The organism is Paenibacillus aurantiacus, assembly GCF_042431225.1.
Lineage (GTDB): Bacteria > Bacillota > Bacilli > Paenibacillales > Paenibacillaceae > Paenibacillus_Z > Paenibacillus_Z aurantiacus.
Genome location: NZ_JBHMDO010000047.1, coordinates 240,764 through 265,254, shown reverse-complemented (window position 1 = coordinate 265,254; position 24,491 = coordinate 240,764). Strand labels below are relative to the sequence as shown.

30 protein-coding genes are annotated in these 24,491 nt (G+C 50.5%); 22 read left to right on the top strand and 8 right to left on the bottom strand.

The features are described 5' to 3' along the window. The first annotated feature begins 52 nt into the window (after positions 1–52). Genes ACFFSY_RS29435 through ACFFSY_RS29415 form a run of 5 tightly spaced genes read left to right on the top strand, consistent with a single transcriptional unit; the run spans position 53 to position 2,501 of the window. Complete coding sequence (locus ACFFSY_RS29435) at positions 53–466, top strand: hypothetical protein (RefSeq protein ID WP_377500944.1); 414 nt, start codon at positions 53–55, stop codon at positions 464–466. A 2-nt stretch (positions 467–468) separates the two neighbouring features. Further along, positions 469–654 (top strand): hypothetical protein, encoded by a 186-nt coding sequence (locus tag ACFFSY_RS29430; protein ID WP_377500942.1) that lies wholly within the window; start codon positions 469–471, stop codon positions 652–654. Between the two features lie 39 nt (positions 655–693). Continuing rightward, positions 694–1,170, top strand: coding sequence for a phage holin family protein (locus tag ACFFSY_RS29425; protein WP_377500940.1), 477 nt, complete (start codon positions 694–696; stop codon positions 1,168–1,170). Further along, positions 1,151–1,381, top strand: a complete 231-nt coding sequence (locus ACFFSY_RS29420; protein WP_377500938.1) for a hypothetical protein — start codon at positions 1,151–1,153, stop codon at positions 1,379–1,381. The genes ACFFSY_RS29425 and ACFFSY_RS29420 overlap by 20 nt, the downstream gene beginning before the upstream one ends. Before the next feature lie 10 nt (positions 1,382–1,391). Next, positions 1,392–2,501: an N-acetylmuramoyl-L-alanine amidase gene (locus ACFFSY_RS29415; protein ID WP_377500936.1), complete on the top strand. Its 1,110-nt coding sequence runs from the start codon at positions 1,392–1,394 to the stop codon at positions 2,499–2,501. A gap of 89 nt (positions 2,502–2,590) precedes the next feature. On the opposite strand, the gene ACFFSY_RS29410 is transcribed toward ACFFSY_RS29415, so the two are convergent. Then, positions 2,591–4,558: a right-handed parallel beta-helix repeat-containing protein gene (locus tag ACFFSY_RS29410; protein WP_377500934.1), complete on the bottom strand. Its 1,968-nt coding sequence runs from the start codon at positions 4,556–4,558 to the stop codon at positions 2,591–2,593. Positions 4,559–4,782: 224 nt separating this feature from the next. Between ACFFSY_RS29410 and ACFFSY_RS29405 the strand changes: the two genes are divergently transcribed. Beyond that, positions 4,783–5,325: a stalk domain-containing protein gene (locus tag ACFFSY_RS29405; protein ID WP_377500932.1), complete on the top strand. Its 543-nt coding sequence runs from the start codon at positions 4,783–4,785 to the stop codon at positions 5,323–5,325. Between the two features lie 60 nt (positions 5,326–5,385). On the opposite strand, the gene ACFFSY_RS29400 is transcribed toward ACFFSY_RS29405, so the two are convergent. Together ACFFSY_RS29400 and ACFFSY_RS29395 are read right to left on the bottom strand one after the other, a co-directional pair. Beyond that, complete coding sequence (locus ACFFSY_RS29400; protein ID WP_377500931.1) at positions 5,386–5,835, bottom strand: YhjD family protein; 450 nt, start codon at positions 5,833–5,835, stop codon at positions 5,386–5,388. Positions 5,836–6,008: 173 nt separating this feature from the next. Next, positions 6,009–6,398 (bottom strand): hypothetical protein, encoded by a 390-nt coding sequence (locus ACFFSY_RS29395; protein ID WP_377500929.1) that lies wholly within the window; start codon positions 6,396–6,398, stop codon positions 6,009–6,011. A gap of 479 nt (positions 6,399–6,877) precedes the next feature. Here ACFFSY_RS29395 and ACFFSY_RS29390 point away from each other — a divergent pair, with 479 nt between their 5' ends. Further along, positions 6,878–7,600 (top strand): stalk domain-containing protein, encoded by a 723-nt coding sequence (locus tag ACFFSY_RS29390; protein ID WP_377500928.1) that lies wholly within the window; start codon positions 6,878–6,880, stop codon positions 7,598–7,600. A gap of 82 nt (positions 7,601–7,682) precedes the next feature. Here ACFFSY_RS29390 and ACFFSY_RS29385 read toward each other — a convergent pair whose 3' ends face one another. Then, positions 7,683–10,544, bottom strand: a complete 2,862-nt coding sequence (locus ACFFSY_RS29385) for a type IV secretory system conjugative DNA transfer family protein (RefSeq protein ID WP_377500926.1) — start codon at positions 10,542–10,544, stop codon at positions 7,683–7,685. Positions 10,545–10,663: 119 nt separating this feature from the next. Here ACFFSY_RS29385 and ACFFSY_RS29380 point away from each other — a divergent pair, with 119 nt between their 5' ends. Then, positions 10,664–11,101, top strand: a complete 438-nt coding sequence (locus ACFFSY_RS29380; RefSeq protein ID WP_377500924.1) for a hypothetical protein — start codon at positions 10,664–10,666, stop codon at positions 11,099–11,101. A 50-nt stretch (positions 11,102–11,151) separates the two neighbouring features. Here the strand turns inward: ACFFSY_RS29380 and ACFFSY_RS29375 are convergent, their stop codons facing one another. From ACFFSY_RS29375 to ACFFSY_RS29365, 3 genes are all read right to left on the bottom strand, one after another. Continuing rightward, positions 11,152–11,838: a M23 family metallopeptidase gene (locus ACFFSY_RS29375; RefSeq protein ID WP_377500922.1), complete on the bottom strand. Its 687-nt coding sequence runs from the start codon at positions 11,836–11,838 to the stop codon at positions 11,152–11,154. A 5-nt stretch (positions 11,839–11,843) separates the two neighbouring features. After that, entirely contained in the window at positions 11,844–12,359 is a 516-nt protein-coding gene (locus tag ACFFSY_RS29370; RefSeq protein WP_377500920.1) for a hypothetical protein, read from the bottom strand. A gap of 293 nt (positions 12,360–12,652) precedes the next feature. Further along, complete coding sequence (locus tag ACFFSY_RS29365) at positions 12,653–12,958, bottom strand: hypothetical protein (protein ID WP_377500918.1); 306 nt, start codon at positions 12,956–12,958, stop codon at positions 12,653–12,655. 134 nt (positions 12,959–13,092) lie between these two features. On the opposite strand from ACFFSY_RS29365, the gene ACFFSY_RS29360 reads away from it, so the two are divergent. The 4 genes from ACFFSY_RS29360 (at position 13,093) to ACFFSY_RS29345 (ending at position 14,772) form a co-directional block, all read left to right on the top strand. Next, positions 13,093–13,317: a hypothetical protein gene (locus ACFFSY_RS29360; protein WP_377500916.1), complete on the top strand. Its 225-nt coding sequence runs from the start codon at positions 13,093–13,095 to the stop codon at positions 13,315–13,317. Positions 13,318–13,721: 404 nt separating this feature from the next. Next, the gene (locus ACFFSY_RS29355; RefSeq protein WP_377500914.1) at positions 13,722–14,060 is read left to right on the top strand and encodes a hypothetical protein; all 339 of its coding nucleotides are present in this window, start codon (positions 13,722–13,724) and stop codon (positions 14,058–14,060) included. 90 nt (positions 14,061–14,150) lie between these two features. Continuing rightward, entirely contained in the window at positions 14,151–14,444 is a 294-nt protein-coding gene (locus ACFFSY_RS29350) for a hypothetical protein (RefSeq protein ID WP_377500912.1), read from the top strand. Positions 14,445–14,496: 52 nt separating this feature from the next. Then, a complete protein-coding gene (locus ACFFSY_RS29345; RefSeq protein ID WP_377500910.1) occupies positions 14,497–14,772 on the top strand; it encodes a helix-turn-helix domain-containing protein in 276 nt (91 codons plus the stop codon). Positions 14,773–15,039: 267 nt separating this feature from the next. On the opposite strand, the gene ACFFSY_RS29340 is transcribed toward ACFFSY_RS29345, so the two are convergent. Then, positions 15,040–15,417, bottom strand: a complete 378-nt coding sequence (locus ACFFSY_RS29340; RefSeq protein WP_377500908.1) for a helix-turn-helix domain-containing protein — start codon at positions 15,415–15,417, stop codon at positions 15,040–15,042. Positions 15,418–15,526: 109 nt separating this feature from the next. Here ACFFSY_RS29340 and ACFFSY_RS29335 point away from each other — a divergent pair, with 109 nt between their 5' ends. The 10 genes from ACFFSY_RS29335 to ACFFSY_RS29290 all read left to right on the top strand — a co-directional run bounded on the left by ACFFSY_RS29335 (position 15,527) and on the right by ACFFSY_RS29290 (position 24,490). Beyond that, complete coding sequence (locus ACFFSY_RS29335) at positions 15,527–15,766, top strand: helix-turn-helix transcriptional regulator (protein WP_377500906.1); 240 nt, start codon at positions 15,527–15,529, stop codon at positions 15,764–15,766. 325 nt (positions 15,767–16,091) lie between these two features. Next, positions 16,092–16,373, top strand: a complete 282-nt coding sequence (locus ACFFSY_RS29330) for a helix-turn-helix domain-containing protein (protein WP_377500904.1) — start codon at positions 16,092–16,094, stop codon at positions 16,371–16,373. Positions 16,374–16,504: 131 nt separating this feature from the next. Then, complete coding sequence (locus tag ACFFSY_RS29325; RefSeq protein WP_377500902.1) at positions 16,505–18,133, top strand: AAA family ATPase; 1,629 nt, start codon at positions 16,505–16,507, stop codon at positions 18,131–18,133. 5 nt (positions 18,134–18,138) lie between these two features. Then, complete coding sequence (locus tag ACFFSY_RS29320; protein WP_377500900.1) at positions 18,139–18,891, top strand: recombinase RecT; 753 nt, start codon at positions 18,139–18,141, stop codon at positions 18,889–18,891. Then, positions 18,872–19,681 carry a PD-(D/E)XK nuclease-like domain-containing protein gene (locus tag ACFFSY_RS29315; protein ID WP_377500898.1) on the top strand — a complete coding sequence of 270 codons (810 nt, stop codon included), beginning with the start codon at positions 18,872–18,874 and terminating at the stop codon, positions 19,679–19,681. The genes ACFFSY_RS29320 and ACFFSY_RS29315 overlap by 20 nt, the downstream gene beginning before the upstream one ends. Positions 19,682–20,063: 382 nt before the next feature. Then, on the top strand, positions 20,064–20,399 hold the full coding sequence (locus tag ACFFSY_RS29310; protein ID WP_377500896.1) for a hypothetical protein: 336 nt from the start codon (positions 20,064–20,066) through the stop codon (positions 20,397–20,399). A gap of 15 nt (positions 20,400–20,414) precedes the next feature. Continuing rightward, positions 20,415–21,218: a DUF4373 domain-containing protein gene (locus tag ACFFSY_RS29305; protein WP_377500894.1), complete on the top strand. Its 804-nt coding sequence runs from the start codon at positions 20,415–20,417 to the stop codon at positions 21,216–21,218. Continuing rightward, positions 21,187–22,581 carry a replicative DNA helicase gene (locus ACFFSY_RS29300; protein ID WP_377500892.1) on the top strand — a complete coding sequence of 465 codons (1,395 nt, stop codon included), beginning with the start codon at positions 21,187–21,189 and terminating at the stop codon, positions 22,579–22,581. The genes ACFFSY_RS29305 and ACFFSY_RS29300 overlap by 32 nt, the downstream gene beginning before the upstream one ends. 326 nt (positions 22,582–22,907) lie before the next feature. Further along, positions 22,908–23,906, top strand: a complete 999-nt coding sequence (locus ACFFSY_RS29295) for a 3'-5' exoribonuclease YhaM family protein (RefSeq protein ID WP_377500890.1) — start codon at positions 22,908–22,910, stop codon at positions 23,904–23,906. Next, positions 23,906–24,490 (top strand): hypothetical protein, encoded by a 585-nt coding sequence (locus ACFFSY_RS29290; RefSeq protein WP_377500888.1) that lies wholly within the window; start codon positions 23,906–23,908, stop codon positions 24,488–24,490. The genes ACFFSY_RS29295 and ACFFSY_RS29290 overlap by 1 nt, the downstream gene beginning before the upstream one ends. Position 24,491: the final 1 nt, after the last annotated feature.

Sequence of the window (24,491 nt, the reverse complement as noted above, 5' to 3'; positions counted from 1 at the left end):
AACGGTGCCACTTATCACACCAAAGTGGCGCTAACGTGAGGAGGGATGGTACATGATTATCGAAGGATACAAGGTCTACAGTGATGACGGCGAGGTCCTGATCGAGACGTTACCGGCCATCCTTCACGGTGGAGGAGGCTTCCGAGCGGATCGATTTCCGTATACGGTTAGCATCACGGCGGAGACCGACCAAGAGAGCCTTACCTTCGAGCGGGAAACCGGGGAGGTCATCGCCAAAGTCTCATCGTCCGATGGAACCGCCGCGCTGCAGCTGACGTTCGAGTCTGCTGGTACTCAAACGGTGCGCGTTGGCGAGGTGACGGCCAGCAGGCTTAATGAAGTGACGATTACAGTTGTGGCCGACGCGGCCGCCGTCGAGCAGGACCGATTCGAGCAGATTAATACCAGGTTGGCAGACGTGGAGCTCGCGCTTGCGGAGCTATTCGGCGTGGGAGGAGGTGAGTAACCATGTCGATGTTTATCATACGCATTATCGCCAATGCATGCATAACGCGGTACAACCGGGGGGAGCGCCAAGTCGAGGGCATCGTGAACAGCTACACGGCTCTGAACGAGGAAGACCGCGAACTGGTATATGCAGAAATTTATACAAAGAGGCCGGATCTTGTGCCGGTCGTTGAGGGCTCCGCTTAGTAGGCGGGGCCTATTAATTTTGAATTGGAGGCGAAAAAGGTGAACCAAATCAAAGAGATGGGCACGGTCATTTTGACAGCAGCGGTGGGAACGAATGGAAAGGAAACGGCGATCGGTGGGGCAATTGCCTCCATTGGGGTTATTGCTACGGATTGGCTTGGTGGATGGGATAAGGCTTTGCAGGTCCTTATCGTTTTGATGGTGGCCGACTACGTCACCGGCGTTCTCGGCGCAATAAAGAATAAGAAGGTCAATAGCGACGTCATGTTTTGGGGCGGTATCCGCAAAGCGGTAGTGCTGTTCATTGTAGGTTTGGCGTCCCTACTGGATGAGTGGATTCAACCAGGCGCTCCTATTTTTCGGACAGCGGCTATTTACTTTTATGGTGGTCGCGAGGGATTGTCGGTAGTCGAAAACCTTGGCACAATCGGAGTTCCACTACCAGGTAAGATTCGCGATTTCCTTGAGCAGTTGAGCGAAAAGGGGAACGCAAAAAATGAAGATCAACGGGTTTAATGTTCGAGTCGTCACTGTAGATCCGCGTATGGACGAAGTATTCGCGGCGTATCAGTCGGGCGCCCGCGTGCGGGATATAGCAAAGTCAACGGGGGCCGACATGGCCCTCAATTTTAATTTTGCAGACATAAAGTCTGGGGTGCCGATCGGTCGCTTGATCGTCGGCTGGGAAGACGGTCATCAGCGACATTCCGAAGACTGTCCCACGTGAAGAGCTGTATATGCAAACGGATGGTACGCTGCGGATCGGCAAGGCGCCTCAATCGGTGCGCTGGGCGGTTCAAGGTTCACCGGTATTGCGCCGTGCTGGAAAGAACGTCATCAAGGAAACGATCACACGCGACCGGCTCGGCGACGATATCTGGCAGCGGAAAGCGATCCGGACAGCGGTCGGAATCACGGCGGTCGGGCAGCTGGTGCTGGTCACGACGGTCGATGCTGTTTCGCTGAATCAACTTGGAGAGATCATGGACGAGCTCGGCTGCCTCGATGCTCTGAACGGCGACGGCGGCGGGAGCACGTACCTATGGCCGAATGATCAGGGAGCGGGCCGCCTGCTGGGATCGGCGATCTGCGTAAAATTGAAAGGAGCGAATGAGATGGGGAAGTTGGTCGCAATCTGCGACGGTCATGGAATGGAGACGCCGGGCAAACGGACGCCGGTATTCTCTGATGGGTCCGTGATGAAAGAGAACGAGTTCAATCGATCAGTTGCTGCCAAGTTGGACACGCACCTGCGCCGATGCGGCTTCCGCACGCTGCTGGTCGCTTCTACCGATGTAGATACGCCACTTCAGGCCCGCACAGACGCCGCGAACAAGGCGAAGGCGGATTTATATATCAGCATTCACGCAAACGCAGCAGGCGAGGCGTGGGGGAGCGCCTGCGGCATTGAGACGTTCCACTATCCCACCAGCGCGGCCAGCAAACGAGCGGCCGAGATCCTGCATCGCCACCTGATCGCCGGAACGCAATTGCCGAACCGCGGCGTAAAGACCGCAGACTTCCATGTCCTTCGCGAGACGAACATGCCGTCCGTCTTGGTCGAGGCGGGATTCATGACCAATCAAGATGAAGCGCGGCTGTTGATGTCTGAATCCTACCGTAGCGAATGCGCCGAGGAGCTGGCGCGTGGTATCTGCGAATTGTTCGGCGTCGCATTCAAACGAGAAGAACCGGCAGCTTCGCCGGGAACGGTAGTGGTGCGCGGGAAGACTGTTGAATCGAAGCAAATAGACGGCGTGACATACGTTCCATTACGGACATTTGGAGAAGTTATTGGCTTAAGCGTGTCATGGAATGTTAGAACCAATCGCACGATCGTGAAATAAAGTATAGGAAGATATTAATTGTCTCCTTATCGATAGAGGCATCCAATAATAAACGAACCCCTATCTAAGAGAAGGGGTTCGTCATTTGGCTATGTTTGATTTAGTCTAATAATAGTGTTTATAGAATCTCCTGGTTCAGTAACATCATTAATAATGTTCTTTCCAGTGTCCGTGCTGGTACTTTCGGATACAACCAGGTTGTCAGAAATATATACAAATCGTTTGGTTATATCCCCTGAATCAGCGATGGATACAAATCTCACGCTCCACGTCACAGTACCAAGAGCATGATAAACTTCATTATTTTTAACTCTTATGACTTTGCAAGTATTCAAGTAAATAATGTGGCGATTTTGACCTCCGCCATAAAATTGATTTCCTTCGATGCTTACGTTATACGCTTTGGAAAGAGAAATACATGAATTAGCTGGGGTATTAAAAGTGTTATTAGTTATTATGGCTTTATTTTTCAATGTAGCCGGAGAAGGGTAGTGCTCGACAAGTGATTCATTTTTATACACAATTGCTAAATATTCGTTATCTTTTTGTACATAGCCTTCAAATGAATTATTAATTATCTTGAATTGCGAACACTTAAGATATATGCCACTTGTTGGTGTCCCTGTTGTTGTAGTATTAAATGAACCCAAGAAGCGATTACCTTCAATCACCAAATTAGAAACGAATTCATTGGCATTTAAGGACTTACCTTTTGTTATTCTTTTTGGGACATCAATCTGTTCGGTATCTATTTCCATTTGAAATATATTATTAATGACAGTGATATCCTTTGTCACAGCTTCCTTACCATAAATGTTAATAGCTGCTTCGATCGTAATATCCTTATCTTTGTTAGTGGCTGTAGACTCGTATAAATATTTATCTCTGCCCACTATATTTCCACTTATTATATGGCCAGTCCCCGCAGAAACTAAAATACAAGCACTGCTTGCCTGTCCTGTCGGTTCAGTTGCATTGTTGTTAATAATACTAATGTTATTGGATGGTTTTGTACCGTTACCATTATCATCGCCAGGTCTGATTGCGATGTTAATGTTATTATTATAGCATCGGTTATTCGGCCCGATAACACAGTTACTAGCCCCATTTTTAATGTCGATTCCATAATAATGACCTAATACGGTCGAGTTACTTACCTGTGAATTGCGCTCTTTTTCAACGGTAATTCCTTGTGCACTGCTTGTACCGGTGTAAGTGACTCTGCAATTCGTAACTAGATTATTAGACCCTCCCCCAAACAATGACAATTGACCATCGGCACAATTATTGATAGTGCATAATTCAACCTTGTTATTTTCGCAAACAAAGAGAATAACACCCGATGCTCTACAGTCCTCGATAATACAGCTGCTAATATGTGATGTTTTCGATCTGAAACTACTGATTCCCTGTGACATAAACTTCAAAGTCATACCTGTGACGGAACAATTTTCAGTACCAAACAAAATTACACCTGGATGTGACATGTGATGACCATCATCTTTTGTTGGCGTTCGATTTGAAATTATGGATCCACCAACTAGATGAACATTTTTAGCGCCATCTAATAAAAAAGCTCCGTATGCTGAGTTCTCCGTTCGTTTACCAATTATAATGGAAAAAGTAGCTCCATACATTACTAAAGACAGTGGTTTATCAGTTTTTATTCTTATGGCAGCATAACTCAACCTGCCATCATTCTGCGATACATCATAGTCTGACTTATAAAAGTTATTGATGTTTATTGAAAGTTTGTAAACACCAGGCTGAAAAAAAATGGTGCCACCTCCATTCAAAATAGCATCATCAATAACACCTTGTATTCTTGAGGTTGAGTCTGTTTCTGTAGAGGATGGAGCGGATATGTAATAATATCCTTTTCGAATTTCGTCAAAAGTCGAAGTCGTTTGAGCAACGCTTTCCACTGTGGGGGGAATTGTTTCAACTTCGCCAAAAACCTTAGCCGGCCATAAAACAGCGCCAGCTATTCCTGCACCGACAGTACCGATCACCCCTAGTGCTTCACGACGGGAAATTATGTTGGATTCTTTCTCCATGGTTACCCCTCCACTTAATCCATTTATTTACACGAATTAATTATGACATCTCTTTGAGTTCAATTTAATAGGACATACTTCCTGATGGTTAGTTTTGTGCTGAACCTATTGCTGGCTGATGCCGACGTTTTTTTTGTTTCTCCCGACAGACATCGACAAATAGCTCGCAGGGGCAATGATAATATTTTCCTGTGTTCCTATTTTGCAAAGGGGAGATTCGTCGCGTGAAAAAGAAAGTCTTGATCTCGATCGGGATCGTGTCGCTGATGGCAGTATCGGCCATTGCTGGTGCGTACGCTGCCAACAAGCTGACCTTGGTGGTGAATGGTCAGGTATCTACGGCTGAACCGAAGGTCATTAACGGGACAACCTACATACCGTTACGCGCTGCTGCGGAATTGCTTGGAGCGGAAGTGGGGTATGACTCAAAGTCGTCTGTCGTATCCGTGACGTCTAAAGGCCAAGCTGCACAGGCAGCGGCAGGAACGTTCAAAGCTAGCGGCTTCGTCTTTACTCAGCTTGAAGCTAGGAAAAACGCTTTGGATATGTACGAAATTACCGTGAATATCACAAACAGCAACGACAAAGATGTGTCTGGCGTCCTGTTCTCCGCAGTGTTCTATGACAGTAACGGCAAGCGATTGGGTACGGCTAATGGCTCTACTAGCGATCTGGTGAAAGGTGACACCAAGACCACTACAATGATAACGACAGATGATATAACAAATTATGCATCGGTTAAATTCCAGATTGACGGACAGTATTAAAAACAAAAAAAGCTCGCGGCTGCCCACAATCAGGAGTGCGGCCGCGGGCCTTTTGCAAGCTTACAACGTGATTGTACTTTCCCCACGATCTTCCTCGATGTCATCCGCACACGGTTGCGTCAAATCCACGCTCATCATCTGCGCGATCCGTATCATGATGTCGGCCCTCATATAAGCACCAAGCAGCATCATGTCGTACTCGTATTTGTTGTAGAGGTACCAGCACTGTGCCTTGCCCTTGGTTATCTTCATCTCGACGATTTTAATTAATCCGGGTTTCTCGTTTAGCGTCCGCTTATTTAAGTTAAGTTGACGCAGTGTTGAATCGATCATCTGCTGGTGTTTCCGAACGTAGATCGTTCCCATCCTCAAATCCGCATTGCGCTGCAGCACCTTCATATCGTGTTCGAGGATCAACAGCTGAACGTGGAGCAAGAGATGCTCCTTTACCAGATCGATTATGTATTCCGGCGGGAGGAAGGGGCTATGATCGGGCGGAGTGAATTCCATATCGGCACACCTTTACGAATGTTTGTTCGTATATTATATGCCCGTTTTGGGAATTTAGTCACTCCATAAATATTGCAAAAAAACGTTTCTAAGAAAATGTTTTTGAACAGTAAATGAAAAAACTGCATGATGTGAAGACACACCTTGCAGTTTTCTATAGTGGGAATCTTATATTACAGTGTGTTTCTAATAGTACCTGTCGCACTAGTAGAGTTCGATGCAAATACTTCAACTTTATATTGCCAACCTATGTTCATATAAAAGTCAAGGTATTTTGAGCCACCGGTACTACTCAGGAACAACCAACCCGTTCCTGGATCATTGATTGTCCATTGTCTCCAAACACCGTCACCTTTATTGTAATAAACGTATAAAGACGCATCACCATTCCCGGAAAGAGTAATTTTTCCGTATTGTCCCAAACCATCTACAGGAAGTGGTGTCATAGCATGCTGATAGGTACTTACGGTAATGCTAGACGAGTTTGCAGCGAACGCTGGTACGGCGGCGATTAATAAGACAATCACCGCAAGAAAAAAACTTACTACTGACTTCTTCTTCACAATATTTCCTCCTAACATTTGGTAATTCAATAAAAGTATATTACGAGATTTGCAGTAAGTAAAGTGTAATATTTTTAAAGATTACACAAAATGGTTGATCATTTGCCTCGCGCTATTAGACGACTATCTCCTTTTATTTTGCTTTTTTCTTCCTCTTCTGTGCCTCAATAGTCTCCTCAATTCCAGCCGCGCATGCCTGCCAGACGTGACTACGATCCTTGACATGCTTCGGCGGCGGGACCATCTCAGCGATAAACGCTGGCGCGTCTTTGCCACTTGGCAGCCGGACCTTGTTGATCGCGACGTGCTTGTCGGGCATACCCGCGAAGAGCGCCAAGGAAAAGGGCAAATTGAAATTACCAAGGGAGATAGTTACAAAATAAGTGACAAGAAGGAAAAAAGGTTTTATTATAGACATTGTCGAAAATAGGTCAAAAGATTTATATACATACAACATAAAAGGAGTCGTTAGAACTATCATGAAAGACAAAGTGAAGGGTCTAGTAGCAGGGTTACTTATCGGAACAGTTGTAACAGGAGCTACGGCTTACGCTGCTGGCGGTAAGATGATTGAGGTTTTTTACAATGTGAAGGACATAAAAATCAATAAAGTTTCAAAAACACCTACTGAACAACCATTCGTTTTAAATGGGACGACATTTGTTCCATTACGCTTTGTTGCGGAATCTCTTGGCGAAGAAGTTAAATGGGACTCGAAAACAGCGACTGTCTGGATTGGGGAACAACCTGAAGCCACTGCAAAGTATTTCGGGGATAACCTCCAGCATATGAACTGGCAAGAAAATGGCAAAGACTTCACCTACGAGTATTCCTATAATGAAGGAGATATTGTTAAAGACACTGTAGGAAACTCGTACAATAATTATATTACAATCGGTACCAATTATATTTTTTCTGATGCAAAAGAAGCTCTACTCGAGTTTCCTCTTAACGGCCAATATAAAAAGTTCGTCTCAAAGTTAGGCTTTACAGACGATAGTAAAGCTACTAAGGAAACAGTAACTTTCACGGTTATGTTGGATGATGTTTCTGTAGCAACGCGATCGGTTAAAGCTGGTGAATTCCCAGCTGATCTTAACATTGATGTTAGCGGAGCCCAAAAAATCGGCTTCAAAGTCTCTAACGAGTCTCATGCAACCCAATTTACAGTAGGTCTTTTTGATGCTCATTTATTAAAATAAATCTAGTATTAAGTGCCTAAGTACGAGTGGGCAGCCGGTCAGCGATCGGCTGCCTTTTTCGTCAAGATACGAAATTACGCTATCACCTTGCTTTCTTCTTTCTGCTCCGCTGTGTCTCCGCTACCTCCTCGTTCTCCGCCTGCCATTCCGTATCGAGCTGCGCATATCGCGCGCGCTTCACCTGTATCGTATCGCGCACCTCTTTCCAGGGCCTGCCGTACCGCTCAGCGCATGCTTGCCATACGTGGCTGCGGTCTTTGACCTGTCGAGGCGGCGGCACCATCTCTGCGATAAAGGCGGGTGCATCCTTGCCGCTCGGCAGCCGAACCTTGTTGATCGCAACGTGTTTATCCGGCAGGGAGGCATACAGCGCCTTGGCGTCGGTGTACGGCGCAAAAGCATGCGCGAACCGCTTAAGCTCGCTTTCTCGCTCGGTCTTGTAGCTGGTGATGCAGGCGCCGCCGTCCAGCAGGGCGTTAGCCGCTTTGCCCATCTGGTCGATGGAGTGGCCGGTGAACAGGCTTTTGACCCGGTATTTGCGGAACTCAACTGCGGTGCCGGATGCGCGGTCCTCGATGGCCCCGACGATCTTGTGCGGCTCGTCGATCCACTTCAGCACCGGCCGGCGAGCGGACTGCTCCGTGTCGATCCGGCTGAATGCATTGAAATTGATTTTGTCATCCACGAAACCCAGGATGGTCGATTGAGCCTCCTGCCAGGCGTCAAAGCTCGCTTGAATGACGACGACGTGCCCGTATCCGCCTTCGGGGTTATCCATGATCCGGCGCAGGTCGAGGACCGGCTTGCCGTCGGCGCTCATCTTCGGTGGCTGATAGAAAAGGTTAGCGAGGAATTGGGTGCTGCTGAGCGCCTTCAAGCGAGAAAGGATCGGTTCGGTGACCGAAGCATCCGCGCCGCGCTCTGCCTTCTGCTGCAGCGCCCGCAAGTCGCTCATCACGTCCGACATGGCTTGCACTTCCGGCAGGTCCATAAGTTCATCCCGATAGGCAGGGGAGGTTAGTGCCAACTCAAGGTCTAGGTATGCCCAACCCTGCCGGACGGTCACCGCCCGCATGCAGCTGGTGATATATTGTTGCATCCGGTCCGTGAATTCGCCTTTCGCGAGGCTATTGACGAACCCAAGGAAGCGCGCGGTGATCTTCTCACTGATCTCGAGCGCTGCCAACTCGCTGTCACCGGCGGCCGCTGAGAACTCGCGCCCGTAAACGTCTTCCCAGCCGGTCGGGATTGGCCATGCCTTGTTATCAAAATTCAGGCAGTGGATCTTCTCTTCTGGAAAGTCCGAGGGCAGGCAGTCTACGAAATTGCGAAGCATCTGGCCGTCCGCGGTGTCGATCAAGATTATGCTGAAGCCGGCCATGACCATGTCGTAAGCGTAGACCGTCCCGTAACCCTCCGACTTGCCGCTGCCTTGTTTGCCCTGGCCGAATGCGGCCGTACAGAGGGCATCGTATACCGCGGCGAGAGATGCGCCATCGTAAGCTTCCAGCGGCTGTCTTGCCAGCTTACGCACGCCTCGCTCCGTGACCCAGCCGATACGGACTGACCGAACATTCTCGCGCGTCAGCTCGTCGGGCAGGCTGATCTCCTTGACCTTACGCGCCTGAATCTGCGGGAACTCCTCGATGAGGGAGTCACCTGGGAGCTGCAGCAGCTTGCCTGCCTCATCGGTGCTCAGCTTGAGCGGGTGGAACCGGATCGAGAAGCCGCGGCGCGTTTCGATCGCGTCGAGATACCGGGCTGTCCACTTGGGTGGCACGTCGTACCGCTCGAGCTCGTTGTTGCCGCTGATGTCCTTCCACGCGTTGGCGATCGTGTAGGCGGCGTCGCGGCGGCGGCCTGCATCCTCCGATTGCACCGCGATCCGTAGCCAACCCTTCAGAACGTCCTCGCCCGGCTTGCGTTTGCTGGCTGGTGTCATCTCCTCCCGGATTTGTGCCGCCTCACGGAAGCTGCTCTGTTCGCGGCGCCATTCGGCGAGCGCGGCCTTTTGCTCCTTCGTAAACCGTGTTAGCTCCAACAGCTCATAACGAGCGCGCTCGAACGCTTGGTGGATCAGCCGCAGGAACTTGTGCTGCAGGCTGGCGTCCGGCACGTATCCCTTTTCGAGCAGGTCGTGCGCTTCCTTGGCTTCGCGCATCCACGCCCGCCGATCGTAGGGCTCAAGCAGCGCATCGAAGATTGCGACGTCATCTCCCTCGAGAGTCCGGACGGCCGTCAGCATCGACGGCAGTGGGTAGTTGTTGTCCTTGTCGGTTGCGAGGGAGAAGATGTCATGCCGGCGATAGGAGAGCTCCGTACAAAATACCTTGGCCGGGTCAAGCCGCGGGAGCCCGCCGGCGATCTCCTGGATCGTGATGCCGGCATCGTAGATCGCTTCGGCCTTACGGAGCACCTCGCCCGCCTTGTCGCGAGGCAAGAGCAGGTAGAAGTTGACGCTGCCCGCGCGCATGACGATCCGGAAATTACACCGATAGGGGCTGCGGTCAGTGCAGATCGTCTCGCCCACGGCCGGGTTGCCCCAGCGGCGGCGCTCCTTCGGCGAGCGGTAGAAGCTCGCCATGACCTTGGCCAGCACATAAGCCTGGTTATTGCGAATCGATGGCGTCGGGTTGATCTCGTAGACGACAAAATCGTCCGGCTCCCTCCGGTAGAACCGATCCCAAGGGATTGTCTCGACAGCATTGGTCACACGCCGCGTGAACCTGCCAGCGGCGCCCGCCGATTTGATGAGCATGCTGGCGACCCTGTTTCGGAAAAACGGCCGGGAGGGCCGCGGTGGGCTGGATTGCTCCTCGCCGCAACGGAGTGGCGCGACCACCGGCAGCTGCGAGTGGTGTGCGATAGGATAGAGCTCAACACGGTCGACCTGACCATTGTCGTGAAGACGGTAAAGAGTGCTGCCGATGATCGCGGTAATCATGTAAGAATCACCTCATCATTCAGTTAATAGATTGGTAAAATGGTATATTATCCCTATTTATTAATAACAATAGAGCTGGTAGTATTGTGGGAGAATTTCAAACAATTGGAGGTATCGTGGTGAAACGTCAAATGAAACTTAGCTTTTTATTCGCCGTCATTCTTACTGTATTTCTATCTCAGTCTGTCAGTGCGTACTCAGGTTTGGCTGATTCTAAGGACTACGCCATCACAAGAACACTTGGAATGGACTACGTTGGAAAACTCGACAGTACGAATGATGTTGATTGGCTGAAGTATACCAACACCTATACATTTTCAACCATTGTAAATATCTTTGTGATGCCAATGAACCCAGCTGTTAACTATGACATTGAAGTTGATTACTGTAATACAACGGGATACTGCTTCCCCGTTAATGTAGCAGATACAGGTTTTGGAAACACTGAATATGCCAAAGCTATCAACGTTCCTCCAGGCTACACCGTTTATTGGAAAGTCAAAGGACATAACTATTGGGATTTCGGATTCGACTATGCAACTGCCATTCATAGTTGATTAAGTGTACGGGTCAGCGGGAGTATAACTCGCTGACCTTTTCGTTTCTTTCACGCAAACACAATACCCCTCAGAATCCAGAAAACGACCCAGCCCCAAGCGATCCACTTCTTCGGCCAGCGGGCGCCGCCCATTAGTATCATGATCAGGACGATCGTGGCGATTATCAAAGGGTTATCGAGCGCGCCCGAACCGAACACGTCGCTGAGTTCGCGCCAGAGGTTGACCGGGTTGAGCCAGTAGGCGACCTCGCGGAATGCGTGGCTGATCGCGCTCATCGTGTTGTTGAAGCCTTCGAGCGCATTTTGCAGTCCGCCGAGCGGGCCGCCGTGGCCCTTGGCGGCGGGCAACGCTGTACCGAGCGCAGCATCGACCAGCGGCGTCGGGTCAATGTAATGGCCGTCCTCCATGAGCCCGAGATGCAGATGCGTCCCTGTGCTGTGCCCGGTGTTGCCGGATAGCCCAATGACATCGCCTGCCTGCAGGTGCTGGCCGGGGTGGACGGAGATCCGCGACAGGTGGCCGTAGATGACGTCGTGGCCGTCCGGCGTGTGTAGCATGACGCCATTGCCGAGCCGGTCGGCTCCCTCGACGATCCGGCTGACGACGCTGTCAGCGACGGCATGGAGCTCCGTGCCTTCCGGGATGGCGACGTCAACGCCTGTATGCGGAGCCGTATGCGCGCTGTCGATCGCTCCATAAGCGGAGGAGATCCGCGGGCGGATGTTGATAATCATGGCCGTCACCCTTTCGTCGGCGGGATGTATGTCGGATCAAGCCGCGGCGCGATCTGCTGCTGGTGCTGCTCGATCTGATCCCAGACGTTTACCTGCAGGCTGCATTGTAGCTCAAGGAAGACGAGCGGCACAAGCAGGATGCCGATGTATCCGAGCACACCTTTGATGATCCTCCCCTTCCAGCCGGGAAAGTCGAGCTGTGCCTCGACGATGCCCCAAATCGTGATCCCCATCCCGACCCAAAACGATGCCTTCTGCAGCAGCAGGATAATGTTCCGCCCGCCGGACATCGTCTTGACGGACGCGGCTAGCACACCGGACGGCTCAAGCATAATGGCTAGTAGCATGACGGCTGCGGTATATGCGCGATGGTTGCGCTTGAGGTGCGCGAGGACCCGGTTAATGCGCAGCGCGTCCGCCTGCGGGATCTCGATCTGCGGCAGCTGCGGCCCCAAATCCATAATGACTTTCGTACGGCGCCCGTCATAACAGCGCGCGCTGATGTTGATCGTGGTGATCATTTCGCATTCCGCCCCTTCTTGATGAGATCCGTAATACCCCAGACGACGAGACAGCAACCGAAACCGAATATCATTTCCGCCGACCTCCCTTCGCAACGATCGTGAGCGTGATGGCCATAAAGATGCAGCCCCACACGATGTAAAACATAAGCATGACCTCCTCGGTATGCGCGGCACTGGCGCCGATCATAATAGCCGTATCGAGTGCGGAGGGAGGGACGATGGATGCCATTTGTAGCGATTGCGGTAGGCATTGCGATGATGATCTGGGGCGCGCCGGCGGTGTTCGGCGGTTAGAGTTTCGGTTTAAAGACGGTCGGCCTTGACGGGCTGGCCGTCTTTTCTTTTTGCTGCAGGATGATGTCGAGCGGCTGCGGCCGCGCTGGCAGCGTCGGACGGCTGTCGGGCGGCGGGACGATCAGCGGGCGTTCCTTGATTTCCGTTGTCATTTTGGTCCGGATCCCGAGCATTAATCGCATGCCGTCGCGCACCAACTCCGACAGCACGCCGCTACTGAGCCCCACGGTCGCCTCCTTTAGATCCTCATCGCGGCCATCGCGCAGCCGCGCCTCCAGCTTCTTTCGAACTTTGTCTGACATGTCGTCACACTCCCGTCTGACGGTTGATGATAGAGCTTATGGACCTACGGTTGTACAAAATTCCACGTTTATTCACGATTGGTGTATAAATGTGGAGGTCCTAGTCCACCCTGCATTACAGGAGGGTGGTTAATTTGGGACTTGGGAAGCCAAGATCGCCGTTAGGCGAATGGGTAGATGAAACATTCGGACGCGGGGGACAAGCGAAGCTGATGGAGATCTGCGGGATCGACAAGAATACAGCGACGGCCGTGTGTTCGGCAAGCGGACGCAAGCCGAACCAAAGCACGAAAGGGCGTATTATTCAGGGATTGCAACAGGCTGGATACCGTAAATATGAGGATGACTTCTGGAAATAGAAGAAGAGCGTCAGACATTTCGTCCGACGCTCTTCTATTAGTCTAACCTGAGCGCCGCCTCCGCAGCGGGCTGCTTCAAGCGGCGCTTTATGATGTTCATATACATACAATATTCGAGGTCGCAAGCAACGATGATTTATATTGCAGCAATAACAAGCTCATCGCGAAGTTTTGCGAACTGAGGCGCTACTAACATAGGTGTAACTCTGTGGACCAATAACACAAAGTATTGAAGGTCCTGGAGTCGGTGCAGAGGAAATCACACGAATAATAAATTTGTTCGAAATATACAAAGATGCATATTGACGTAAATATACGAAAACGCATATAATTAATGATACATAGTGTATCATGTGCGCGCATGAAAAACTACATATTCATTGCTGTAGGAGGAGTATGGACCAATGTACACTTCAATACTAGGAGAACATGCCCGCCGCAGCGATCCCTTTCGTCTTTTTTTTCTACCGCCAGCAAAGAAGGTTCGAAAGTTCTACTTATTAAGGATTTACAAACGTATTGATTTTATTGAGAGGGGGGGGCCATGGGTTCTGGGATTGACCGAGCAGATAAGTGAGCATATTTGGGTAGCTGATCTTCGCCCTTACTCTGCGTTTTTCTTTATTTGGCATAATAAGATAATATATCTGCATGTTTGCGAAAGAATTGAAATTAGTGATCAAAAGAACTTCCTTCTGGCGGAGGAAGAAAGACTTAAATGGATCTCTTGCTTCGGTGTCTGAGAAAAGGGGATTTCCCCCTTTTCTTCCTACTAGGATAGGAGCATTGAAGCGTACATAGGTTAGTTCAATTAAAAGGGAGAAGTGAACTAAATGACGACATCATTAAAGTTATGGCAGGGTTATTTTAAAATACTGATTAAAGATGAATTAAGAGAGAAGAAAATAAAGTTCTTAATAGAACAATCAATTAAATTGATCCTAACGAAAAATAAAAGTTCAGTTTCACAAAAACAAATGTCAACAAATAAATCTAGAAGCAGCATAGAGTGGAAGCAAATAAGGAATATTTTAATCAAACGTGATTACTTTAAACAGCTTATTTCAACCATAACAGGTGGAAATCAAACTAATAAAATAGTGCCAAGAATATTATTAATAAATTGACTTCTAAGTTGATCTTGTTTTTTTGCGTTTTTTTACAGGAGGTGGGGTTCAAATGGAGAGTTTTAAGGATGAACTTTTACGCTCAAGCTCAGTAGTTTCAGCTAATGATATTCAAAAAATAGAAGAAATAAATGATTTAATACTTACTTTAGTTAAAAAAAGAAAAGAACTTGAATGGACTCAAGAGCAATTAGCTAAGGTCTCAGGGTTAACACAACCCACAGTAACCAGAATAGAGAACTCTATTATTAGCCCTCGATTGGACACACTTGAAAAACTAGCTCAGGCACTGGGTTATAAATTGGTATTAGTTGAGTTGGAAGACTGATTCTGATTTTGTATTATTTGATTAGGTGGGGCTTTTGGTCCCACCTATCCTGAACAAAAATAGGAACGCTTGTTCTTGTTTTAGTGCCATGGTATGATTTGTATATCAAGGAAACTAACTAGAAAATACACGATTCAGCACAGAGGCGGGGTTTCATGACAAGTGGAGCAGCGGACAAATCACTTACCGTCCCAATTGAAAAGTTGATAAAAAAAATAGGGATATCAGTTGAAGATATCCGCAAAGAGCTAGAAAACTATAGGGAATCTAGGATTGCTTCAACTGACGAACAGTCCTGAGGTAAGCAATGATATGCATGGCCTCGTCTTTGGTCAGTTCTTCACCATCCAATGTAAGGGTCACATTCCTCAATAATCTGTCATCCGACAATTCTAACTTCTCAATAAACTCTGTTTCAGTATCTATAGAATCTTTGATTTCTGATTTGCCTAAAAGGTAATCCGCAGAGACTTTAAATAAGTCTGCGAATTTCATTAGAACATCAGCAGGTACATTCTTGACTACATCACGTTCGTAATTGGAGATGTTAGCACGATCCATGCCCATTTTATTGGCAAGATGCTCTTGTCCCCATCCCTGGGCGACGCGGAGTTCTTTTATCTTTTGACCGAATGTCATTGACATTATAGGACCACACTCTTTCTAGCGTAAATAGAATTTGATTAAATGCCAGTTGCGTAAATTGTATTTACATGCTATGATTCAAATACGTTGAAAGGAGGTGTTTACCAAGATGTCCAAAACAAAACCAAGTAAGCCCCGCCCTAGGTTTAAGGAGGAGAGACAGCGAAAGGGCACTCAGCTAAGAGTTGCTACCGATCTGGGAGTCACAGAAACGTTCTTGCGAATGCTCGAGAACGGACAAGCGGCCCCATCTGTTCCCCTCATGTTTAAAGCATCAAGATATTTCAATGTTGACGTTTATGAACTTTGGCCCGACCTTGCAGGGGAGCGACCAGAGATCAAAATGTGACTAATACTTTCTTTTCCATTATAGAGCGTAAATATCATTTACGCAACACGGAACTACTGTTCGTATCGTTTGTGTCGCAAACGGCTCTTTAGTCATGCCTTGTTAGTAAATATAATTTACGTAAATGTTATTTTTATACACTAAATTTTGAGGTGCTGGTTATGAAATTGACCATACAACAGTTGCGGAACATCTGCATGTTTTACCTCCAACTCGAGGAGCGAGCTACGGTGGATTGCCTGCAAAGCTTGAGGGCGCATGCTTACAAACAGTATTGCCGGTATAAAATGCGACTCAACACTCTCCATGCAAAGCTGGCGGCAGCATGAGCCGCACAGCACAAACCCTGGCCGAACGGATTCACGAGCTGCGGTTCGAGAGCAAGCTGACGCAAGATGAAACGGCCGCACGGTTGGGTATCTCACGAATGGCGTTGTCCCATTTCGAAACACGAAAGCGACGCCCGGGAATTGTCATGCTGGTTACGATAGCTGATCACTTCAACGTCACGACTGACTATCTACTTGGCCGGACGAACGAAAGGAGCATGCTTAATGTCACAGCAAGTGAGCGAACCAATAGCAGAATGCGCAAGTCTCAACTGTGAGGTTCAAATATACAGTGGCGATCAGGTGTGGCGAAAAGGTCACTTGCGATACTGCTGCATTAAATACTTATCCCAAAATTTCGGGCAAACAAAGGTGACCGTCATAAATCGATAGGAGGGATCAACCAGTTATGCATATCAAACGAATTGAGATTAAGAACTGGCTAGGTATCAAAGAGCTACTGTTCAGTCCCGGCAAAATCAATGTGGTGTCCGGAGACTCAGGGGCAGGTAAGACGAGCCTGGTCGAAGCGTTGGAGAAGGTATTCACCAATAAGAATCGTCGGACTGAGGTTATACGTCACGGTACCGGCGAAGCGGAATTGTTTGTCGAATTGGACGACGGCCTCCAAACCACTCGCAAGGTAAGAAGCGAGAAAACGGATTATCTGAAGATCAAGCATGATTCGAAGGCGGTCGCCAACACTGAGGCATTTCTTAAGAAGCTCATCAACGGGGAGATCTTCCGGCCGATCGAATTTGTCCAGAAGTCGCTGAAGGAGCAGACAGAAATCATCCTCAACATGCTCGCGATCGACTGGACGGTAGAGGACATCAAAAGCTGGTTCGGCGAGGTGCCGGAAGCGGATTACCAGGCGCATATCCTCCAGATCCTGAAGCAGATCGAATCCCTCTACTACTTCGAGCGTGAAAGCATTAACCGAGAGATCAATATACTGCGCGCCAATATCGAGGGAATTAAGCGCGACCTACCGCCGAACTATGACGGCGCCGAATGGCGAGATGTAAATCTGCAGTCCCTCTACCGGAAGCTCTCCGAGGCTGAGGAATCGAACAAGCGGCTCAAGGAAGCTCAGGCCGTAATCGATAGTCTCTCTATCCGAATCGAAGACATTAAGCAACGTTCGGCGAATGCAGCTGAGGCGAAGCGCCTCGAGTACAACCGGCAGCGCGACCTGTTGGCCGGAACCGTGAAACGTCTCGAAGACCGGATCGCAGACGAACAGATCAAGATTAACGATGTCGATATCCGGATCAGCTCGGAACAAACCCGATTGGATGCTGAGCTGCAGCAAGCGATCGAGCGACTGAAGTTGCAATACCAGACGAAGAAGCAACTGGTCAAAGACGAGATTCAGCAGGAAGCCGAGCAGGCGCGTGCATTCATCGCTGAATACCGTGAGCAGGCCGCCGAGAAGAAGACGGCACTGGCGAATATCGGGGAGCTCGAACAGAAGGACCTGGCCAAGATCGCAGACCACGAGGCGAGCCAGATCGCACTGGAACGGCAAAAGTCCGGCAACGCTGAGGCGGTGCTTGCTGAAACCGTCTGGACGGATACGGAGCCGCTTGCCACGGCTGCGCAAACGGCAGCGGAGATGAAGGAATACCTTCGTGAGTGGGAACGGATGAACGAAATCATTAAGGAGAAGTTGGCTCCGAAGGAAGCGCGATCGGCCGACCTCACGGAGAAGATCCAGAAGGCGCGGGAGCTGCCGAAGGAACTACTCAAGACGGCTGCCTTGCCGGTGGACGGGCTGTCGGTAGACGCGCAGGGCCGCATCCGAATCAACGACACGCTTATCGACGGTCTCTCCGAGGGAGAGGCGCTGGATTTCGCCTTCAAACTGGCGAAGGCGCAGGCCGGTCAGCTTAAGGTCATCTGCGTCGACGGATGGCAGAACCTCGGCAGTAAGCAACGCGAGATCATTGAGGCGGCCAAGCAGGATGATTACCAATACTTCGTGCTCGAGACGGTAGACGGCAAAGACTTGAACATCGATATCTTGGAGGGATAGATCGAATGGCGGAGAGAGTGAAAAAAATCAACGAGGCGCTTAATGCGCTTATCGATTCCAAGTATGACGCGTTGCCTGCGGATTTCAACAAGACTCGGTTCACGGAGAACTGCTCGGCCTACGTTCGAGAAAACAGCGAACTCCAAGGGTTGTCGGAAGAGAACGTGGCCGCGGTGCTGTTCAAGGGGGCTGTGCTGGGACTAGACTTCTTGGCGCGCGAGTGCCATGCCATCATCGACGGTACGAAGGTGCAATTCCAAACGGACTACAAGGGCGAAATGAAGCTTGCCAAGAAATACAGCGTCCGTCCGATTCTGGACATCTATGCGAAGAATGTCCACGAAGGTGACGAATTCCGCGAGGAGATCGTCGAGGGGCGGCCGACAGTCCACTTTGAGCCGCGGCCTTTCAATAACAGCAAAATCATCGGTACGTTCGCTGTCGCCCTCTTCATTGATGGCGGGATGATCTACGAGACAATTTCTGCCGACGAGATTGACAGCATCCGCAGGAACTACAGCAAGAATTCTACGAGCGGAACTTGGGACAAGAGCCCGGGAGAGATGAACAAGCGAACCGTGCTGCGTCGACTTTGCAAGACGATCGAGATCGATTTCGGCGCGGAACAGGCGATCGCCTTCGAAGCAGGCAGTGGATTTGAGTTCAACCGGGAAGCGCGGCCCAGACAAAAGAGCCCCCTTGTCATTGAACCAGAAATAGTGACGGAGGAGGCTGCTCATGAAGCTGACCAAGGCTAATTACTTCTCCAATGAAGCCAATCGTTATTACATGTCGGTCAGCCAATTCAAAGGGTTCCTACCGGCGTACGGTGGCTGCGAAGCGAGGGCTATGGCTGAACTCAATGGCGATTATATCCGGCCGGAGAAGGACGCATTCGACGAAGGGCATTACATCCACGCTTGGAACGAGGGAACGCTCGACGAGTTCAAGGCGAACAACCCGGACATCTATAGCAGCAGGGGGCCGACGGCCGGCCAGTTGAAAGCGAACTTCAAGCACTGCAATACGATGATCGAGGTTTTGGAATCCGATCCGCTCGTAATGAAGGCACTGACCGGACAGAAAGAGGTCATCTTGACGGCGGAACTCTATGGCATCCCTTGGAAGGTCATGCTCGACAGCTACCAGCCGGACGTTGGACTATTCGCCGACCTGAAGGCATTGAAAGATATGGACGGCAAGTTCTGGAACAGCGAAGCGCAGTGCTACGAAAATTTCTTGGACCATTACGGTTACTCCATCCAAATGGCCGTATACGCAGAAGTTGAACGCCTGGCGACCGGCCGCCATGAATGGCTGCTCCCTCATATGGTTGTCGTGACGAAGCAAGACCCACCTGACCACGAGATTATCTACTTCGACTTCGACGCCATCTCGAGCCAATTGAGCATCGTCGGTAACAATATCGAACGAGTTAAGGCGGTCAAGTCGGGCGCGGTGGTATCGGCGCGGTGCGATAAATGTGACTACTGCCGTGGGACGAAGAAGGCGCGCATCAAGCATTACTCAGAACTTGCAGTGTATTAAGGCCGGATGGGTGAGCGATTTGGATACAATCCAGTCCCAAAGCCGGATTACAAGCGGAAGAAGAAAACAGCCAAGCAGCGAGGGGACATTTCGGACAAGGTTCGTAAGGCTGCTGCTGACCGCGCAGGCGGCCGATGTGAATGGTGCGGATGGCGGAACGGCAGCTATGACCCGACCGGACGGAAATGGGGCTTGCAATGCTCGCATCTGATCCGGCGCGGGAAGGTCGACCAGGTCGGAACAACGGTGAATGACGTTGCTTTCCTCTGTGGGCCAAGCGTAAACACCGGCACCTGCCACAACAAAGTTGATTTTACACGAGCCGGCCGAGAATGGGCTGCCGAATATAGGAAGCGCCTCTATGGCGGAAAGGGGAAATCGGATGATCAAGATGGCACCGTCTTTTCTCATTAGGGTTGCAGAAGATCTGAGAAACGGAAAGGCCGCTTTTGGATGGAAGACCGTATGGGCGCTCCTGCACCATATTGATGCCCTGAACGCCGACATCGATCAACTGCAAAACCATGTAGTCGAGCTTTGCCGGAAGATTCAAGCTCATTCCGCTGAAGAGCACATCATCGATGAATATATGGCATTTGTGAAGTCCGGAAATATTGCCGCTGCCGAAGCGGTAGAGATGGTGCTGACACGACAAGGCAAAACAGATTTGCTCAAACGTATGGGGGTAAGCCCAAGGCCATTCCCTAATCTGAACTGATGAAGGTGAGGCAGGGTGGCACGACCTAAGAAAGAGGGGTTGGAATATTTCCCAATGGACGTAGATATCATTGACGACGACAAGCTGGTCGTCCCAATCGCGAAGTATGGGAACAGAGGATTTGGCGTAATCGTCCGCCTCATGATGGAGGTTTACCGGAACAGCTACTTCTATCCATGGACGGAGAAAGAGCAGTACGTTTTCGCCATGAAGATCAATGAGGACGTAAATTACGTGCGAGAGGTAGTTTCTGAGTGCATAAACTGGGGTTTCTTCCATCAGAAACTCCACGAAGAGCATCAAATACTCACTTCCGCAGGGTTTCAGAAGCGTTATTTGCTCGCTGCTGGACGCCGTAAGGAGGCTACTATCCGCCCTGAGTTTCTTCTATTAGAAGATGCAAAAAACGTTTCTGCAACAGAAACCCCTGTTTTTGACGACAATAACCACGGAAAAAACGACAGCATGTCTGCAGAAAGTCCACAAAAGAAAGTAAAGGAAAGTAAATTAAATAATAAACATAGATACGCCGAATTCGTGACCATGAAAGAATCAGAATATCAGAAGCTCATTGATGCATACGGAAAGACGCAAACGGATCGCATGATTGCGATGCTTGATAACTACAAGGGATCGAAAGGCAGGACCTACAAGGATGACTACCGAGCGATCCTAAGCTGGGTTGTTGAAAAGGCGGGGGCCAAGCGGATTGATTCGCATGATGAACCTCCAGTGGTAAACAAGCAAGCTCGCGAGGATGCATTCCGAGAGTGGGTGAGGGAAGGCAATGACCCGGCAGAATTCCGTTTTGAACAATGATTACGAAGCCGAGCAGGCTGTTCTCGGTGCGGTACTGATCAACGGCAGCGCGATTGACGATGTCTTCTTCCTCGAAGAACGCGACTTCACCATCGAGATTCATCAGCTCATCTTCCGCGTCATGCGCTACCTAAGCTCGCGGGATATACCGATCGACCTGGTCACGGTCACGACCGAGTTCAATAAATTCAACCGGGTGCAAGAAATCGGCGGCGTCAGCTACCTTTCCCGTCTGGAGAGTAACACCCCGTCATCATCCAATATCGTTTATTACGCAAGAATCGTGAAATCACGTGCCATCCGCCATCGTGCTAGGGATGCCGGCGAGAAGCTGATGATGCTGGCCAACGATGATGAATTCGAGTCGGATGAAGAATTTATGAACGCTGCGGAGGGGCTGATCGACGACCTGAGACCGGCCAACACCTCGAAGATGCGCAGCTTCGCTGAATCCAAGGACGACTACTTCAAGCACCTGCGCAGCCGGGCGGCAAAGCTTAAGACAGGCTGGTTCCAGCAATTCGACGATTGGGCGCAGCTATGGCGTGGTTGGCTATACATTGTCGCCGGACGGCCGTCAGTCGGAAAGACGGCGAAGGCGTTGCAGCTTGCACATGGCATCGCGAAGAACAACCCGAAGGGCGGCGTCGTTCTCATCTTCTCGCAGGAGATGGACGAGAACGAGGTCAAAGACCGGATGGTCTCGATGGTCGCCGAGGTCAATTATCCGAAGCTCATCAATAAAGGCGAGCCGTACGGATTCACGGAGGGCGAATGGCGCAAGATTCAGGAAGCCTATGCCGAAGTCGAACAGTTGCAGATATTCGTTCAGGACTCGGCCGGCGTCACAATCGAGGAGATCCGATCGACGGCCAAGCAGTTCAAAAAGAAATACGGCCAGATCGCGGCCATCATCGTCGACTACCTGCAGATCATGGAGATTCCGCAGCGTAAAGGCGAGATGCGCACGCAGGCTATCGGCCGGGTAACTCGGACAGCGAAGACGCTTGCGCGCCGGATGAAGTTCGTCATGATCATGCTCAGCCAGCTCGACCGTGCTGTTGACGACGAGGAGCCGAAACTCCGCCACCTGAAGGAGAGCGGCAGCATCGAGCAGGACGCTGACGTTGTGGAGTTCCTATGGTACAACGAGCAGAACCAGCCGGAGAACAGTACAACGAAGGTCATCGACTCCATATTCGCCAAGGGCCGCAGCGTCGGAACGAATCGCTTCAGGTACGAATTCCAATGGTGGTACCAGAAATACAAAGAGCTAGACAAGGTGGTCGGTAGCAGTGAGCGTAAGGATCCCAAACGAAACGGTGTACGCCAAAGCGCTAGAAAGTCTGGCACGCGGAGCTGAGGAGATCGAACAGTTGAAGGGGCATCCGCTTACCAGACCACGAGACATAGCGGAGAAAATGAATAAGTATGACGGCCTTGCGGCGGCGATCCGGAACTATAACGCTCGCGAGTTGTGCCGGCAGTTTCCGAAGCTTCGAGGTGAATACGAGGCTCTAGGGATCATCGCAGGAGACGAAAAACTGTAAGGGGGTATGCCAATGTTGAGGGACCCCTACTTCGACGACATACCTTGGGAAATCTTTTACGACGACAGCGGTCAAGAGATCGGCTTGCTGTTCACATATCAGGAGCCGGACTGGGACCGGCCGAGGAGGATACGGAAAATTGAGCACACAACCTATTAATTCTTTGACATCCGGGCAAGGCATCGAGGCGGTATATCTCCTGAAGACGGCTACGCCGAAGTTGACGAACGCGACGCCAGCCAAGGAATACCTGGACATTGTCCTGTCGGACAAGACGGGCGAGATTGAGGCGAAGCTTTGGGACGTGACGGCTGTGCAGAAAGAAATCTTCAAGGCACCGATGCTGGTAAGGATCGCGGGCAACGTCCATACCTACAACGACAAGCTACAGCTGCGAATCAATCGAATCGCTGAGACTGACTTGCTCGACGGGAGCAACATGATCGAATTCGTTCGCTCAGCTCCGGAAGACCCGGATCATCTGGTCACGGTCATAAAGCAGACGGCGGGCATGATCGGCCATAATGACATCCGCCGGATTGTCCTTGATTGCATCGAACGCGCGGGCCGGCGCCTTGAAACTTACCCGGCAGCCAAGGCAATGCACCACGCCTACAATGGCGGCCTCGCCTACCACACGAAGCGTATGCTCGAGCTGGGAGAGTACCTGATCACGCAGCGTCCCTTCCTCAATGCGGACCTGCTGCGCGCCGGGATCATCCTGCATGACATCGCGAAGACGGAAGAGATGACGGCCGAGCTCGGCGTTGTCCAAGAATACAGCACGCGAGGCAAGCTGATCGGGCATATCTCCCTTGCCTCCAACTGGATCGTCGACGCCGCCAGCAGACTTGGCATTGAACTGGATTCGGAGCCGGTAATGCTCCTGCAGCACATGGTGCTCTCCCACCACAACCTGGGCGAATGGGGAAGCCCTGTCCAACCGCAGACCCCCGAGTCGGTCGCGCTTCACCTTATCGACCAACTCGACGCCAAGTTACAGGCGGCCGAAGATGCGCTTTCCGCGCTCTCGGAAGGCGAAGAATGGACCCCGGCGGTTCCTAGTCTAGAACGCAAAGCGCTGTATCGCTCGGGCCTTACACCGAGCAAAGTTGACGTGCGGGAGGTCTGGGACTGATGCGATTCGTAGGTATTGATCCGGCCACGAAGACGGGCGTCGTGGTTTTGGATGAATCGGGATACGTCCTGATCGAGACGGAACTGCAAGGCAAAGGCGAGAAGGGCAAGGGTGGCGAGCTCTCGATTCCACAGCTTGTCGACTTGGAGAATCAGTTGTACCGCATCATACAAGCCAATGACGAGATCGTTATTGAGCAGGCTGCGCCGGGGACACAGAAAGGCATTACCACCGGAATGATTCACGGCGGCCTACGATCCATGATCATTCGCCGTGGACTACGATATAACGATATCCACGTGTCATGGACGAAGAAATATGTCGCGGAGACCGGGTGGTCTGGGGAAACCGGCAAGAAACGATTGCTCAAGGGCACAGAGAAGAAGGCGGCCATCGCCAAGGCGGTCTTGGAGCATTTCGGTTACAGCCACAAGAGCGACAACGTCGTCGATGCCTATATCATGGCCCGCGCCGCGCTGAACCTCTACCGAATACGAGAGCTACAGCAGCCGATCGACACCTTGCAGTATCAACTCGAGGTTGTACAAAGCATCTTAGATAAAGCGACGGCGGCGGGGAGCTAGT